Origin of the sequence: Rahnella sp. PAMC25559 (assembly GCF_050632365.1) — a bacterium.
GTDB lineage: Bacteria > Pseudomonadota > Gammaproteobacteria > Enterobacterales > Enterobacteriaceae > Rahnella > Rahnella rivi.
This window is the reverse complement of record NZ_CP192543.1, coordinates 215,016-230,564: the sequence shown is the minus strand read 5'-3', so window position 1 is coordinate 230,564 and position 15,549 is coordinate 215,016. Positions and strand designations below refer to the sequence as shown.

General features: G+C 56.3%; 12 protein-coding genes. 9 read left to right on the top strand and 3 right to left on the bottom strand.

The window, feature by feature from the left end; translation table 11 throughout:
* The first annotated feature begins 247 nt into the window (after positions 1 to 247).
* The gene (gene malP, locus ACQZQY_RS02350; protein ID WP_390973311.1) at positions 248 to 2,650 is read left to right on the top strand and encodes a maltodextrin phosphorylase; all 2,403 of its coding nucleotides are present in this window, start codon (positions 248 to 250) and stop codon (positions 2,648 to 2,650) included.
* Positions 2,651 to 2,659: 9 nt separating this feature from the next.
* Positions 2,660 to 4,747 (top strand): 4-alpha-glucanotransferase, encoded by a 2,088-nt coding sequence (gene malQ, locus ACQZQY_RS02345; protein WP_056782386.1) that lies wholly within the window; start codon positions 2,660 to 2,662, stop codon positions 4,745 to 4,747.
* Positions 4,748 to 5,075: 328 nt separating this feature from the next.
* On the opposite strand, the gene malG is transcribed toward malQ, so the two are convergent.
* The 3 genes from malG to malE all read right to left on the bottom strand — a co-directional run bounded on the left by malG (position 5,076) and on the right by malE (position 8,810).
* Positions 5,076 to 5,966, bottom strand: a complete 891-nt coding sequence (gene malG / locus ACQZQY_RS02340; RefSeq protein WP_056782385.1) for a maltose ABC transporter permease MalG — start codon at positions 5,964 to 5,966, stop codon at positions 5,076 to 5,078.
* A gap of 13 nt (positions 5,967 to 5,979) precedes the next feature.
* Entirely contained in the window at positions 5,980 to 7,524 is a 1,545-nt protein-coding gene (gene malF, locus ACQZQY_RS02335) for a maltose ABC transporter permease MalF (RefSeq protein ID WP_431296559.1), read from the bottom strand.
* 71 nt (positions 7,525 to 7,595) lie between these two features.
* Complete coding sequence (malE, locus tag ACQZQY_RS02330; protein WP_056782383.1) at positions 7,596 to 8,810, bottom strand: maltose/maltodextrin ABC transporter substrate-binding protein MalE; 1,215 nt, start codon at positions 8,808 to 8,810, stop codon at positions 7,596 to 7,598.
* Between the two features lie 366 nt (positions 8,811 to 9,176).
* Between malE and malK the strand changes: the two genes are divergently transcribed.
* The 7 genes from malK (at position 9,177) to ACQZQY_RS02295 (ending at position 15,492) form a co-directional block, all read left to right on the top strand.
* Positions 9,177 to 10,286, top strand: a complete 1,110-nt coding sequence (gene malK / locus ACQZQY_RS02325) for a maltose/maltodextrin ABC transporter ATP-binding protein MalK (protein WP_056782382.1) — start codon at positions 9,177 to 9,179, stop codon at positions 10,284 to 10,286.
* A gap of 26 nt (positions 10,287 to 10,312) precedes the next feature.
* The gene (locus ACQZQY_RS02320) at positions 10,313 to 11,611 is read left to right on the top strand and encodes a maltoporin (RefSeq protein ID WP_162997873.1); all 1,299 of its coding nucleotides are present in this window, start codon (positions 10,313 to 10,315) and stop codon (positions 11,609 to 11,611) included.
* Positions 11,612 to 11,843: 232 nt separating this feature from the next.
* Positions 11,844 to 12,740: a maltose operon protein MalM gene (gene malM, locus ACQZQY_RS02315; RefSeq protein WP_431296558.1), complete on the top strand. Its 897-nt coding sequence runs from the start codon at positions 11,844 to 11,846 to the stop codon at positions 12,738 to 12,740.
* A 105-nt stretch (positions 12,741 to 12,845) separates the two neighbouring features.
* Positions 12,846 to 13,685 (top strand): AraC family ligand binding domain-containing protein, encoded by an 840-nt coding sequence (locus ACQZQY_RS02310; protein ID WP_431296557.1) that lies wholly within the window; start codon positions 12,846 to 12,848, stop codon positions 13,683 to 13,685.
* Between the two features lie 51 nt (positions 13,686 to 13,736).
* Positions 13,737 to 14,174 (top strand): DUF2000 domain-containing protein, encoded by a 438-nt coding sequence (locus ACQZQY_RS02305; protein WP_056782378.1) that lies wholly within the window; start codon positions 13,737 to 13,739, stop codon positions 14,172 to 14,174.
* 70 nt (positions 14,175 to 14,244) lie between these two features.
* A complete protein-coding gene (locus ACQZQY_RS02300) occupies positions 14,245 to 14,943 on the top strand; it encodes an acid phosphatase (RefSeq protein WP_217203681.1) in 699 nt (232 codons plus the stop codon).
* A gap of 63 nt (positions 14,944 to 15,006) precedes the next feature.
* Positions 15,007 to 15,492 (top strand): methylated-DNA--[protein]-cysteine S-methyltransferase, encoded by a 486-nt coding sequence (locus tag ACQZQY_RS02295; protein WP_136377411.1) that lies wholly within the window; start codon positions 15,007 to 15,009, stop codon positions 15,490 to 15,492.
* Positions 15,493 to 15,549 lie beyond the last annotated feature (57 nt).

Sequence of the window (15,549 nt, the reverse complement as noted above, 5' to 3'; positions counted from 1 at the left end):
AAAGTCCTCCTTTGAAACATTGATTGCAAGAATGTTACGTCTTTACATGCCGTTAAGTTGCTCTGCATCACACTTCTTAATACAAATTTTCCGCCGTTCGCCCTGACCCCCTGTCTCCTCCGGCTACGCCCCGTTTCTCCTCCCCGCCTAATCTGTGACGGGATGATGCCGCTCACCGACACAAGCGTCAGCATAGTGATAATCAACATCAGACTTCCCTACAAATTCCCGGATAAAGAGGCATGTGATGCAGGTGACTTTGGATAAAACGCAGTTTTTAGCCGCGCTGAAACGCCAGTGGCAGGGGTTCGGTTTACAACAGGCGCAGGACATGACGCCGCATCAGTGGTGGCAGGCCACCAGTGCCGCGTTATCCGAACAACTCAGTGCGCAGCCGGTGCCCGCAGCGACAAAGCAGCCGCAGCGGCACGTGAACTATATTTCGATGGAATTCCTGATCGGGCGCCTGACCGCGAATAACCTGATCAACCTCGGCTGGTATGACACCGTGCAACAGGCGCTGAAAGAGCAGGGCGTTGAGCTGGCCGATGTGCTGGAGCAGGAAACCGATCCGGCGCTGGGCAATGGCGGATTAGGCCGTCTGGCGGCCTGTTTCCTCGATTCAATGGCGACCGTCGGGCAACCGGCGACCGGCTACGGCCTGAATTATCAGTACGGTTTATTCCGCCAGTCGTTCAGCGAAGGCAAACAACAGGAAGCGCCGGACAACTGGCACCGGGAAAGTTATCCGTGGTTCAGCCACAACAGCTCACTGTCCGTTGATGTCGCCTTTGGCGGCAAGCTGACGAAGAACGAAAAGGGCGAAGAACAATGGCATCCGGCGTTTACCCTGCGCGGTGAAGCCTGGGATCTGCCGGTGGTCGGTTACAAAAATGGCGTCACCCAGCCGCTGCGTTTGTGGCAGGCGACTGACGTACATCCGTTTGATCTGACCCTGTTCAACGACGGGGAATTTCTGAAAGCGGAGCAAAAAGGCATTGATGCCGCGAAGCTCACCAAAGTGCTGTATCCGAATGACAACCACGACGCCGGTAAACGCCTGCGCCTGATGCAGCAGTATTTCCAGTGCGCCTGTTCGGTCGCCGACATCCTGCGCCGCCATCATTTCCTGGGGCGCAAAATTCAGGATCTGCCGAAATTCGAAGTCATCCAGCTCAACGACACGCACCCGACCATCGCCATCCCTGAGCTGCTGCGTATTTTGCTCGACGAACACCAGCTGGACTGGGACGCCGCCTGGGCGATCACCAGCCAGACTTTTGCCTACACCAACCACACGCTGATGCCGGAAGCGCTGGAATGCTGGGATGAAAAACTGGTCCGCAGCCTGCTGCCGCGCCACTTCTCGCTGATCAAAGCCATTAACGCCCGCTTCAAAAAAGTGGTCGAAAAACAGTGGCCGGGCGATAAAGCCGTCTGGGAAAAACTGTCTGTTCACCAGAACAAACAAGTGCGCATGGCGAACCTGTGCGTGGTCAGCGGTTTTGCGGTGAACGGCGTGGCGGCGCTGCATTCTGAACTGGTGGTCAAAGACCTGTTCCCGGAATATCACCAGCTATGGCCGAACAAATTCCACAATGTCACCAACGGCATCACGCCGCGCCGCTGGCTGAAACAGTGTAATCCGGCGCTGTCATCACTGATTGATGAGACGCTGAAAACCGAGTGGGTGAACGATCTCGATGCCCTGAAAGGGCTGGAAGGTTTTGCCGACGATAAAAAATTCCGCCAGCGTTATCAGGACATTAAGCGCCAGAACAAAATCAAACTGGCGGATTACGTGAAAAACGTCATGGGGCTGACGCTCAACCCTGACGCGATTTTCGACGTGCAGATCAAACGCCTGCACGAATACAAACGTCAGCATCTGAACCTGCTGCACATTCTGTCGCTGTACCGCCAGCTGCGCGATAACCCGGAAATGGACATGGTGCCACGTGTGTTCCTGTTCGGCGCGAAAGCGGCACCGGGTTATTACCTGGCGAAAAACATCATTTACGCCATCAATAAAGTGGCGGAAAAAGTGAATAACGATCCGCTGGTGCGTGATCGCATCAAAGTGGTGTTTATCCCGGATTACCGCGTCTCCGTGGCTGAACTGATGATCCCGGCCGCCGATGTTTCCGAGCAAATTTCTACTGCCGGGAAAGAAGCCTCCGGCACCGGCAACATGAAGCTGGCGCTGAACGGCGCACTGACCGTCGGTACGCTCGACGGCGCGAACGTCGAGATTGCCGAAGAAGTCGGCGAAGACAATATCTTCATCTTCGGGAATACCGTTGATCAGGTCAAAGCACTGCAGGCAAAAGGCTACGATCCGCTGAAGATCCGGAAGAAAGACAAGCATCTGGATAAGATCCTCAAAGAACTGGAAAACGGCTTCTTCAGCGAGGGCGACAAACAGGCGTTCAGCCTGATGCTCGACAGTTTGCTCGGCGGCGGCGATCCTTATCTGGTGCTGGCCGATTTCGCGGATTACTGCGCGGCGCAGCAAAAAATCGATGCCCTGTATCGCGATCAGCAGGAATGGACGCGTAAAACCATTCTCAACACAGCCCGCGTAGGGATGTTCAGTTCCGACCGCTCGATCCGCGATTATCAGCAGCGGATCTGGCAGGCGAAGCGATAAGGAGCCCGCATGGAGAACAAAGCACTGGAGCAGGCCGCCAGGGAGGCGGGAATTTCCTCTGGTTTTATTAACGCGCACGGCAAGCAGCAGGCGATTGCCGCTGAAACCAAGCGCGAGCTGTTATCGGCGATGGGCTGGGTGGCAGAACGCCACCCGGCAGTCACGCCGGTGCCGTTGGTGAAAGTGTTCGTCACCGGCAGCCGTCTGGCGTTGCCGGTGGGGGGAGACGGTGAATACGGCTGGACGCTGCGCCTGGAAAGCGGAGCCACTTCTCACGGGCGCGTGAGCGGAAAAATGACGCTGGCGCTGCCGGGGAAAATTCCCACCGGTTATCACCAGCTGACGCTGACGCAGGACGCACAGCAGTGGGATTGCCGGGTCATTGTTGCGCCGAAACGCTGTTACGAACCGGACGCTTTGCTGGCCGGTAAAAAACTGTGGGGCGCCTGCGTGCAGCTTTATACGCTGCGTTCGGAAAATAACTGGGGTATCGGCGATTTCGGCGATCTTAACGTCTTACTGAAAAACGTCGCTGAACGCGGCGGGGCGTTTGTCGGCCTGAACCCGATCCACGCGCTGTATCCGGCCAATCCGGTGGCGGCCAGCCCGTACAGCCCGTCGTCACGCCGCTGGCTGAACGTTATTTATATCGACGTCGGCGCAGTGGACGATTTCAGGCTGAGCGACGCCGCGCAGCAGTGGTGGCATCAGCCGCTGACGCAGCAACGTTTGCAGGCCGTCCGCGCCAATGACTGGGTCGATTATGCCGGCGTGATGCCGCTGAAACTGGAAGGTTTACGGCTGGCGTACGCCCATTTTCTTGGCCGGAAAACGCAGGATCCGCAGGTGAAATCCCTGGCGAACTTCGTCAAACAGGGCGGTGAAAGTCTGTATCTTCAGGCGGCGTTTGATGCGCTGTACGAGCATCTGGCGAAAGAAACCGATGTGGCGCTGGGCTGGAACCGCTGGCCGGAGAAATATCACAATGCACGCGGGCCAGCCGTGCGGGCATTTTGCGAACAGCATGCGCAAGATGTGGAATTTTATCTGTGGCTGCAATGGCTGGCGGAAACTCAGTTCGCCCGTTGTTATCACACCAGCCAGCAGCAGGATATGCCGATGGGGTTGTACCGCGATCTGGCGGTCGGCGTCGTCGAAGGCGGATCCGAAACCTGGGGCGATGGCGAACTCTATTGCCTGAAAGCCTCGGTCGGTGCACCGCCGGATATTCTCGGCCCGCTCGGTCAGAACTGGGATCTGCGGCCGATGGATCCGCACGTGATGGTCAGGCGCGGCTATCAGCCGTTTATCGATCTGCTGCGTTCCAACATGACCAGCTGCGGCGCATTGCGTATCGATCATGTGATGACGTTGCTGCGCCTGTGGTGGATCCCGGCCGGTGAAACGGCGGATAAAGGCGCGTACGTGCAATATCCGGTGGACGATCTGCTGGCGATTTTAGCGCTGGAAAGCCAGCGTCACCGCTGCATGGTGATCGGCGAAGATCTGGGCACGGTACCGGTGGAGATCGTCAGTAAGCTGCGTGAAAGCGGCGTCTATTCCTACAAAGTGCTGTATTTCGAGCGCGATGAGGAAAACAACTTCCGCGCGCCGCAGTCGTATCCGGTGCAGGCGATGGCGACCATCACCACACATGACCTGCCGACGCTGCGCGGATACTGGCAAAGCGATGATCTGGCGCTGGGTAAAACCCTGGGGTTGTATCGCGACGACGCGGTTTTAGAAGAGCTGTACGCCGACCGCGCCCGTGCGCGTCAGGGTCTGCTCGACGGGCTGCATCATTACGACTGCATCCCGAAGAAAACCGGGCGTAAAGCCGCGCTGATGGAGATGACCCCGGTGCTTAACCGTGGCCTGCAACGCTACGTCGCCGACAGCGCCTGTGCCCTGCTCGGCCTGCAACCGGAAGACTGGCTGGACATGGACGCACCGGTCAACGTACCCGGTACCAGCGACGAATACCCGAACTGGCGTCGTAAGCTTTCCCACACGCTCGAAGAAATGTTTGCCGACGAGCAGGTGAATAAGCTGATCAAAGACCTCGATAAACGCCGCCGGAAAGTGTCGGTGAGCTGAAGTTGAGTAAGGACGTGAAAAGGGTTCTGCCTCCGGGCAGAGCCCTTTTTTTTGGGGCAACAGTTTGGACTGACGGGCTGTAAATGAATCATAAGGAGGGCCTGTGATGCTGATGTAAACCATCAACCGCTATTCACCTGAGATAATTCACTCAGCCTGCCAGGTTTGTTAAAGCATTCATTTTGCATATAGCCACCTGGTTGTGAATTGCCCTCTCTTCGAACTGACTATTTTGTCATGTGTAAACACAGGCATAAAAAAAGGCGGCTTATTCAGCCGCCCAAGACACAGGGAATCTTACAAGTGGAACAAGCGCATTAGCCTTACGTTAACCTTTCACCCCGCCTGCCGTTAAGCCGCCGACCAGCCAGCGTTGGGCAATCAGGAACACTGCCGTAATCGGGATGGCGGACAATATGGCTGCCGCCGCGAAATCGCCCCACAGGTAGTTTTGCGGGTTCAGGTATTGCTGCATCCCGACTGCCAGGGTGTAGCTGTTGACGTCACGCAGCAGTAACGACGCCACCGGCACTTCGGTGATGGCCGCGATGAACGACAGAATAAAGACCACTGCCAGAATCGGTACCGACAGCGGCAGCAGCACCAGACGGAAAGCCTGCCACGGGGTGGCGCCGTCCAGCGCGGCGGCTTCTTCCAGCGAGCCGTCGATGGTTTCGAAATAGCCTTTGATGGTCCAGACGTGCAGGGCGATGCCGCCCATGTACGCGAAAATGACGCCGCCGTGGGTGTTCAGCCCGAGGAACGGCACGTACACGCCGAGGCGGTCGAACAGGGCGTATAACGCCACCAGCGACAGCACCGCCGGGAACATCTGGAAGATCAACATTCCCTTGAGCAGCGAACTTTTACCGCGGAATTTCATGCGGGCAAAGGCGTAGGCGCAGGTGGTGGAAAGGGCGACGATCCCGATCGCGGTAATCACGGCGATTTTGATCGAGTTCCACAGCCACAGCATCACCGGGAACGGCGGCGGCGTGATGCTGCCGTCGCTGTTAGTGACGGCGATACCGAGCGCCAGTTTCCAGTGATCCCACGACACCTGATCCGGGATCAGGCTGCCGGTGGCGAAGTTACCCGGCCGCAGCGAGATGGCGAACACCATCAGCAGCGGGAACAGGATCAGCGCCAGAAAGCACAGCAGCAAAAGATGCGTCACCAGCAATCTGACTTTCTGCGACTTAGGTTTAACCATGGGCATTGTCTGTTTCTCCTTAGTCGAATTTCATGCGTGAGGCTTTCAGGTTCACGATAGCCAGCGCACCGACCAGCAGGAAGATCAGCGTGGCAATCGCCGCCGCCAGCCCGAAGTCCTGCCCGCCGCCGCCTTCGAAGGCGATGCGATAGGTGTAACTGACCAGCAAATCGGTATGGCCCGCTGGCGTGGTGGTGCCGAGCATGTCCGGTCCGCCGTTGGTCAGTAACTGAATCAGCACGAAGTTATTAAAGTTAAAGGCAAAGCTGGCAATCATCAGCGGCGTCAGCGGTTTGATGAGCAAAGGCAGTGTGATGCGGAAGAAGTTCTGCATCGGCGTCGCGCCGTCCATCGCCGAGGCTTCGTAAAGATCGTCGGGAATGGCTTTCAGCAGGCCCATACACAGGATCATCATGTACGGATAACCGAGCCAGGTGTTGACGATAATGATCATGCTTTTGGCGGTCCACGGGTCGCTGAACCATGCCGGTTTGATGCCAAACAGCGCGCTGAGCATCAGGTTGATCTCACCAAAACTCTGGTTGAATAACCCTTTGAAAATCAGAATCGAGATGAACGCGGGAACGGCGTAAGGCAGGATCAGCAGGATGCGGTACGCTGCTTTGCCTTTCAGCTCTTCCCACTGCACCACGCAGGCCAGCACCATGCCGACAGCCACCGTCAGTACCACGGTCAGCAGGGCAAACACCACGGTCCAGACGAAAATCGACAGGAAGGGTTTCTGGATCCCTTCGTCATGCAATACGCGCAGGAAGTTGCCCCAGCCGATGCCGACGGTAAAGCCGGGGCTGAGTTTTTCTGCCTGCCATTCACCCTGAGCGTTCACTGCCTGATAGAAACCGGTGTCCATGTTCGGACGGTAAATGGTGCCGGTTTGTACGTTGGTCAGCTCTTTCCCATCTTCACCCCGTTTGTACAACGACTGCGTGCCGGAGAACTGGCGCAGGGAGCTCATGCGCAGCGTTTCTCCATCGGGTAATTTCGCCAAAATCTGGCCCAGCGCCAGGCGGTTTTGCGTCACCACCCGCAGCCCGGCTTTTTCAGCGGAAGGGGCGGTCTGCGGCAGCATCTCCAGCGTTTGCGGCGCGGAGGCGTTAAAGGCAAAAGGCGGAGAAACCAGCGTCTCGCTGTTATCTGCCAAAGTCAGTGCCAGCTGCCATTTGTCACCGGCAGGGTAGAGCGCGAAATTGAGCGCTTTTCCGCCCTGGAATTCACGGCCCATCAGCACCGACTGCGCGCGCTCAAAGGTCAGCTGGTTGGTGCTGCTGTAGTTGGTGAAGGCAATCGCGATGGTGCAAACCAGCGGGAACAGCACAAATAACGACATCCCGGCCAGGCCGGGGTAGACGTAGCGCCACGAGTAGGCGCGGCGGTTGCCATAAATATACAGGCCGAGACTGGAGAGAATCAGCGCCAGAATGGCAAAAAGGGTTTCGCCCTGCGCATACATCAGCACGATCAGATAACCGGATAAGCAGGCGAGCAGGGCGATGACCAGCCACTTGAACGCATTGCCCAACGGTCTTTTTTTGGCTACTGGCATAAGGACAATCCTTGTGGTGGCGGTGCGCAACCCGGAAGCTGCGCACCGTTCATTGAGCTAATGCTTTGGCATTACTTGGTAATGCGTGTTTCTACGTCTTTCAGCGCTTGCGGAACGGTCTGACGGCCATTCACCGCGTTGATGATTGCGCTGCGTTCTGCATACCAGAAGGCGCTCATCTGCGGGATGTTCGGCATGATTTCGCCGTTCTGCGAGTTAGCCATGGTGGCGGCAATGCGCGGGTCTTTTTCCAGCTGTTCCTGATAAGACTTCAGCGCCACGGCACCCAGTGGTTTGTCCTTGTTCACCACCGCCAGACCTTCGTCGGTGATCAGGTAGTTTTCCAGGAACTCTTTCGCCAGTTCTTTGTTCGGACTGGCGGCGTTGATACCGGCCGTCAGCACGCCGACGAACGGTTTAGACGGCTTGCCGTGGAAGGTTGGCAAGAGCGTCACGCCGTAGTTGATTTTGCTCTTGTCGAGGTTTGACCACGCCCACGGGCCGTCGATGGTCATCGCGGTCTGGCCTTTGTTGAAGGCAGCTTCGGCGATGGAATAATCGGTATCGGCGTTGATGTGTTTGTTTTTCACCAGATCGATGATGAATTGCAGGCCAGCCTGCGAACCTGCGTTATTCACGCCGGTATCTTTGATGTTGTATTTGCCGTTTTCATACTTGAACGCATAACCGCCGTCAGCCGCGATGATGGGCCAGGTGAAGTACGGTTCCTGCAGGTTCCACATGATGGCGCTCTTGCCTTTGGCGCGCAGCTCTTTATCCAGCGCCGGGATCTCTTCCCAGGTTTTTGGCGCTTCTTTAATGATGTCTTTGTTGTAAATCAGGGACAGCGCTTCCACCGCGACCGGGTAGCCGATCAGCTTGCCGTTGAAGGTAACGGCATCCCAGGTGAACGGGAAAAGTTTGTCTTTGAAGGTTTGGTCTGGGCTGATTTCAGCCAGCAGGCCGGACTGTGCGTAGCCGCCAAAACGGTCATGCGCCCAGAAGATGATGTCAGGGCCGCCGCCGGTCGCCGCGACTTGCGGGTATTTCTCTTCCAGCTTGTCCGGATGTTCTACCGTGACTTTAATGCCGGTGTCTTTTTCGAATTTCTTACCGACTTCCGCCAGGCCGTTATAGCCCTTGTCACCGTTGATCCAGATGACCAGCTTCCCTTCTTCTATTTTAGCGAAGGCGGAAGATGACAGCACCAGCGTAGCCAGCGCCGAGAGTGCCAGTGTGTGTTTCACGACTTTCTTGATGAAAGGAGCCTTAATGCTGAGGGTCATAATCCAATCCTTTTGTAGTCGGTTTTTTTAACGTCTTAGACGGAAAATTCAGGGTACGCCGCCAGTGTGGATTCAACCCGGCAGCGCTTCATCATCCCCCCGTCTACGCCCCCGGCTCTCAGAATGTGATCCCGCCGACACTCTCAGGCGTTATGTGGTTCATCACTCAAAAATATGCTTCGTTTTTTGCCATTCAGATCACGAATTTGATTTTTGCTGTGAACTTTCATCCGGTTGCGCGAAAGCGTCATCCTCCCTGCTCCTCCCCCATGAAAAACTTTGTTACGGATGATTACGCTTAGCCGCTATTCCTTCACTCTTCGTTGCATTGAGTTTCATCGCTGGCAGCAAGTACAGGAGTTCAGGATGGCGAGCGTTTCCCTTAACAGCGTGTACAAAGCCTTTGGCGACACCGTGATTTCCAGCGACATCAATCTGGAAATAGAAGAAGGCGAGTTTGTGGTGTTTGTCGGGCCGTCCGGCTGTGGCAAATCAACCCTCCTGCGCATGATCGCCGGTCTGGAAGACATTACGTCCGGCGAACTGAAGATTGGCGATAAACGCATGAACGAAGTGCCCCCTGCCGAACGCGGCATTGGCATGGTGTTTCAGTCTTATGCGCTTTATCCGCATCTGTCGGTGGCAGAAAACATGTCTTTCGGCTTGAAGCTGGCCGGGACGAAAAAAGCGGAGATCACTCAGCGGGTAAATCAGGTATCCGAAGTGTTGCAGCTGGCGCACCTGCTCGACCGGCGTCCGAAAGCCCTTTCCGGCGGACAACGTCAGCGCGTGGCGATTGGCCGTACGCTGGTGGCTGAACCGACCGTATTCCTGCTCGATGAGCCACTTTCCAACTTAGATGCCGCGCTGCGTGTGCAAATGCGTATTGAGATTTCACGCCTGCATAAGCGCCTGAAACGCACCATGATTTACGTGACTCACGATCAGGTCGAAGCGATGACGCTGGCCGATAAAATCGTGGTGCTCGACGCCGGACATATCGCGCAGGTCGGTAAACCGCTCGAGCTGTATCACTATCCTGCCAACCGTTTTGTCGCCGGTTTTATCGGCTCCCCAAAAATGAATTTCCTGCCGGTGAAAGTCACCGGTACTGAGCCTGCGCGCGTGCAGGTCGAGTTGCCAAACCGCCAGCAAGTCTGGCTGCCCGTCGAAGGGACCGACGTGAAAGTCGGCAGCAACCTGTCACTGGGTATCCGTCCTGAACATCTTCTGCCAAGCGACGTCGCTGAAGTGACGCTTTCCGGCGAAGTGCAGGTCGTCGAGCAACTGGGTAACGAAACACAGATCCACATCCAAATTCCGGCAATTCGTCAGAACCTGGTGTACCGCCAGAACGACGTGGTGCTGGTAGAAGAAGGTGCAACATTCGCCATCGGTTTGCCGCCACACCGCTGCCATCTGTTCCGCGAAGACGGAACAGCCTGTCGCCGGTTACACCCCGAACCTGGTGTTTGAAAGCACGCGATCCCCTACAGGAGAAAATGATGATCACAATGCGTAGTTCTTCCCTGGCGCTGGCAGTGGCTGCTGGCATCCTTTCTACACAAGCAATGGCGGTTGATTTCACCGGTTATGCCCGTTCGGGTATTGGCTGGACCGGCAGCGGTGGCGAGCAGCAATGTTTTAAAGCGACAGGCGCAGACAGCAAATATCGTCTCGGTAACGAATGTGAGACGTACGCAGAGTTAAAACTCGGCCAGGAAGTCTGGAAAGAAGGGGATAAGAGCTTCTACTTCGACACCAACGTGGCGTATTCCGTATCACAGCAGAACGACTGGGAGTCAACCGATCCGGCTTTCCGCGAAGCCAACGTGAAGGGTAAGAACCTGATCGAATGGCTGCCGGGTTCCACCATCTGGGCCGGTAAGCGTTTCTACCAACGTCATGACGTTCACATGATCGACTTCTACTACTGGGATATTTCAGGTCCTGGTGCGGGTCTGGAAGATGTGGATCTGGGCTTCGGTAAACTGTCTCTGGCAGCCACCCGTAACACCGAAAGCGGCGGCTCCTACGGCTATATCGCCGATCAGCGCAACGAAGTGCCAACGTCCAACGACGTGTTCGACGTTCGTCTGGCAGGCCTGCAAACTAACCCGGGCGGCGTGCTGGAGTTAGGTGTGGATTACGGTCGTGCCAATGCGCGTGACGGTTATTCCTTCGCTGACAATGCCACCAAAGACGGCTTCCTGGTGACTGCGGAACACACGCAGAGCATCTATAACGGCTACAACAAATTCGTCCTGCAATACGCCTCTGATTCCATGACCGATCCGGGCCAGGGCGCAGCGAACGGCCACTCTAACGGTGCGGCCATCGACAACAACGGCAGCATGATCCGCGTTCTCGACCACGGTGCTATCGACTTCAACGACACCTGGAGCCTGATGTATGTGGCGATGTATCAGGATGTTGACCGCGATAACAACAACGGCACCACCTGGTATACCGTCGGTGTTCGTCCGATGTACAAATGGACCCCGATCATGAGCACCTTGCTGGAAGTCGGTTACGACAACGTGAAGTCTCAGCGTACCAGCGATCGCAACGGTCAGTACAAAGTCACCCTCGCACAACAGTGGCAGGCTGGCGACAGCATCTGGTCACGTCCGGCCATCCGTGTGTTTGCAACCTATGCAAACTGGGATGAAAAATGGGGCTACGACACCGACAGCGGTTCAAACAATGGCTTAGCCATGAACGACACCAGCACCCGTACCTTCAGCCGTGGTAATGACGATGAAGTGACATTCGGCGCCCAGATGGAAATCTGGTGGTAAATTTTTCCTTCCTCCTTCGCGCTGCCGATGCGTTGGCTGCGCGTCCTCGCCCCGGTCACGTAGTGGTCTACGCTCCCGGGGACTTGGACGCTTGCCGCCTTCCGGCAACCCGAAAGAGTTTGGAAAAATGGCAATGTAAGCTTTAAAAAAAATCGCAGTAAAGAAGATGTGCTGGCTGGCGGATTATCGCTGATGACCGCCAGCCTTCATGGTGATTTCAAAGGAAACAATAATGAAAAAGAATCTGCTGTCACTGTGTCTGTCGCTGAGCCTGCTGGCTGCTGCCCCTGCGGTGGTGAATGCTGCGCAAAATGATGCGAATACCGCTCCGGCGATTTCCAGCCAGACCTTACGCAACCTTTCATGGACGCCGCTGGTGCCGCCAGTGACGCAGGATGTGACGCTCGGGACGACCAGCGTACAGATTAATCAGGGGCAAATTCAGGGCGCCGTCGGGGCATTCGCATTGCCTGCCGACCGTGGCTCACTTGAGATCACGCTGACCAGTATCGCGACCGGGAAAACCCTGTATGCGCCAAATGTTCTGGTGCTGGATGAGCAGATGCGTCCGGCGGCCTTTTATCCTTCCAGCTATTTCCCGTATCAGAAACCGGGGATCGTCTCCAGCGACCGTCTGGAAGGCACGCTGAAACTGACGCCAGCCCTGGGTCAGAAACAAATTTATCTGCTGGTGTACACCACCCGTCAGGATCTGGCAGCGACCACGCAGATGGTCAACCCGGCCAAAGCCTTTGCCGCTGGCGTGGGTAACGCGGTACCGGATATCCCGGATCCGATTGCCCGTCATACACCGACCGGCACACTGAGCCTGAAAGTCACCGCCGAGCAGAAAACCGGTAACGTGATGATTGGTCAGATCTTCCCGTCTTCCGCCCCTGCGGCGGCCGCGCCGGTGGTTGTCGGTAGCACACAAGCTCCGGCGCCTGCACCAGCCTCGGCCAAACCGTCTGAGCCAATGCTCAGCGATTCAGAAACCTACTTCAACGACGCAATCAGGAAAGCGGTGAAAGCAGGAGATGTCGATAAAGCCCTGAAACTGCTGGATGAAGCCGAACGCCTGGGTTCAAAAACCGCCCGTAAAACCTTTATTGAAAGCGTGAAGCACTGAGTTTTTAACCGCCTCCCCCTGTGAAAGGAGAGGCGCTACATCTCTCCCTTTCTCTTTCCCCCACCTGTTTGTTACCCTGTTGTTAATTCAATCAGCGGGGGATTTATGGCGTCTGCAAACTGGGTCGACTTATCGAAAGATAAAGACAGCGGGATCGAGACGATCCACGCCCATTTCGAAGGCCATGCGTACGATCCTCACTGGCATGACAGCTATTTAGTCGGCGTGACCCAATACGGATTGCAGCAGTTCAGCTGTCGTCGTCAGAAACATCAGAGCCTGCCGGGGAAAGTCTTTATGCTCGAGCCGGGCGAAATCCACGATGGCGATGCCGTGCAGCCCGGCGGTTTTACTTATCAGATGTTATATCTCGATCCGCAATGGCTGAGCCGCGAACTGGCAGCACGACGCGATTCCCTTTCTTCTGCCGGTGATCCGAGTTTCGAAAATACCTTAGCGCAGGATCCGCAGTTGGCGCAGGCGACGTCGCTGGCGTTTCAGGCGCTGCACGGCAAGGAGCTGCGCATTGTGCGTCAGACCGCGCTCGACGGATTACTCAGCGCGCTGGGCGGGCATCTCACCTGGCAGCCGCCGCGTTTGCAGGGCGAAGCGCCGTGGTCCCGCGTGGCGCATCTGGCGCGCGACTATCTGCATGCGCATCTGCATGAAGATATTGGCCTTGAGCAACTGGCGGCGGCGACCGGTGAAAGCCGTTTTGTGGTCAGCCGTGCGTTTAAAGCTGAATTCGGTTTACCGCCGCACGCCTATCTTATTCAGCTGAAACTGACCCGTGCGCGGGAAGGGCTGGCGCTCGGGCGTACGCCAGCAGCCGTCGCAGCCGATTTAGGGTTTGCCGATCAAAGTCATCTCGGGCGCTGGTTTCGCCGCGCCTATCAGCTCACGCCGGCACATTACCGGCGTCTGTGCACAAATCTTCCAGATTGAGAAAAAGTGACGGGTTAAGCTCAGATTTCAACTGAAACGGAGCCTGTCATAATGAATACGCCTGCCACCCTTTTACCTTCGCTGCCTGAACGCTGCGTGATCGTCATCAACCAGCAACTGGCCGCCGGACACGCCGCTAATGCCGCAGCAGTACTGGCGCTGACGCTCGGACAACGCCATCCGTCGCTGGTGGGCGCGCCGCTGATTGATGCCGATAACCGCGAGCATCCGGGGCTGATCCCGATCGGTATCAGCGTGTTAGTGGCCGATGCTGAACAGCTGACGCAACTGCATCAGCATTTGCTCAATGACGATGAAATGGACGGCATTATTTTCCCGGTCGAAGGGCAGCAAACCACTGACTACGCAGCCTTTCGTGAGGCGGTTTCAGCGGTGCCGACAGAAAGCCTGCAACTGCTGGGGATCGCGCTGGCCGGAAATAAAAAAGGGGTCCGCAAGCTGACCGGCAAACTGGGATTACTGGGCTGATGCCTGTCATTTAACCGTCACATTCCTTCTCTACTCTCCTGATATTCACACTACTATCAGGAGTTTCACCGTGCGTAAGTCCCTCATTGCTCTGCTGCTTTTCACCCTCGGTTCCACCTTTGCCGTTCAGGCTGCTGACGAAGCCAAACCCTTTATCACGGCTCAGGAACTGGATCTGACCAAATATCTGCCTGCGCCGCCGGCGGATGATTCTGCAAAGACCAAAGCGGAACTGAAAGAATTGCTTGAGATTCAGGCCACCCGCACGCCGGAGCAGGAAAAAGCGGCGATTGCCGATGCGGAAGAAAACGTCTGGCGTTTTGCCGATGTGATGGGGCCGGATTTTGACGCCGCGAAACTGCCGAAAACTGCCGCGCTGTTTGACCGGGTTATCGCGACCGAAGACGTGGTGGACGACCACGCCAAGAAAGCCTTCAACCGCCCGCGCCCGTACATGCTCGATGAACAAATCCATCCGCTGCTGAAAAAATCCAAATCCGGTTCATGGCCTTCCGGCCATTCGACGGTAGGGTATCTGATGGCGACGGTGCTGGGCGAAATGGTGCCGGAAAAACGCAACGCGCTGTTTACCCGTGCGGCCGGTTACGCGGAAAACCGTCTGGTGGCCGGTTTCCATTACCGTTCTGATACCGTCATGAGCCGCACCGGTGCTGCGTTGATCGCACAAAAAATGGAAGAGCAGCCGGATTTCAAAACGGAATTCGATGCGGCAAAAACAGAACTTCGCACCCAGCTGGGCCTGAAATAATTTTCGTCAGTTCCTGCCTTTCCGGTAAAGTGTGGGGCGTAAAACTCGCAGAGGAAGGGACTGATGGAATACAGATTCAAGCGAATGGCGTCACCGGTCGGGTTGCTGACCCTGGCGGCGAAAGGCGACAAACTGACGGCTATTTTGTGGGAATGTGAAATCGACGGACGCGTGCCTCTGGGTGAGATGACCGAAGACCCGGCGTTTCCCATCCTGCTAAAAACCGAGCAACAGCTGAACGAATATTTCGCCGGCGAACGCACGCGTTTTGAGCTGGAGCTCGATTTTACCGGCACCGCATTCCAGAAAGAAGTCTGGGCGGCGTTGCTGGAAATCCCGTTTGGCGAGACGCGCAGCTATAGCGATATTGCCCGGCGTATCGGCCGCCCTAAAGCGGTTCGCGCCGTCGGTGCCGCCAATGGCCGCAACCCCATTTCTATTGTGGCGCCTTGCCACCGTGTGATTGGCGCTTCCGGTAAGTTAACCGGCTTTGCAGGCGGGCTGGATAACAAGGCATTGTTATTAAAACTGGAAGGTCGTAAATCGTAAGGTTTTTATCGGGAAATAAATTGCTTGAAGTCCGCTTGTCAGTCGATGCATAGTCAA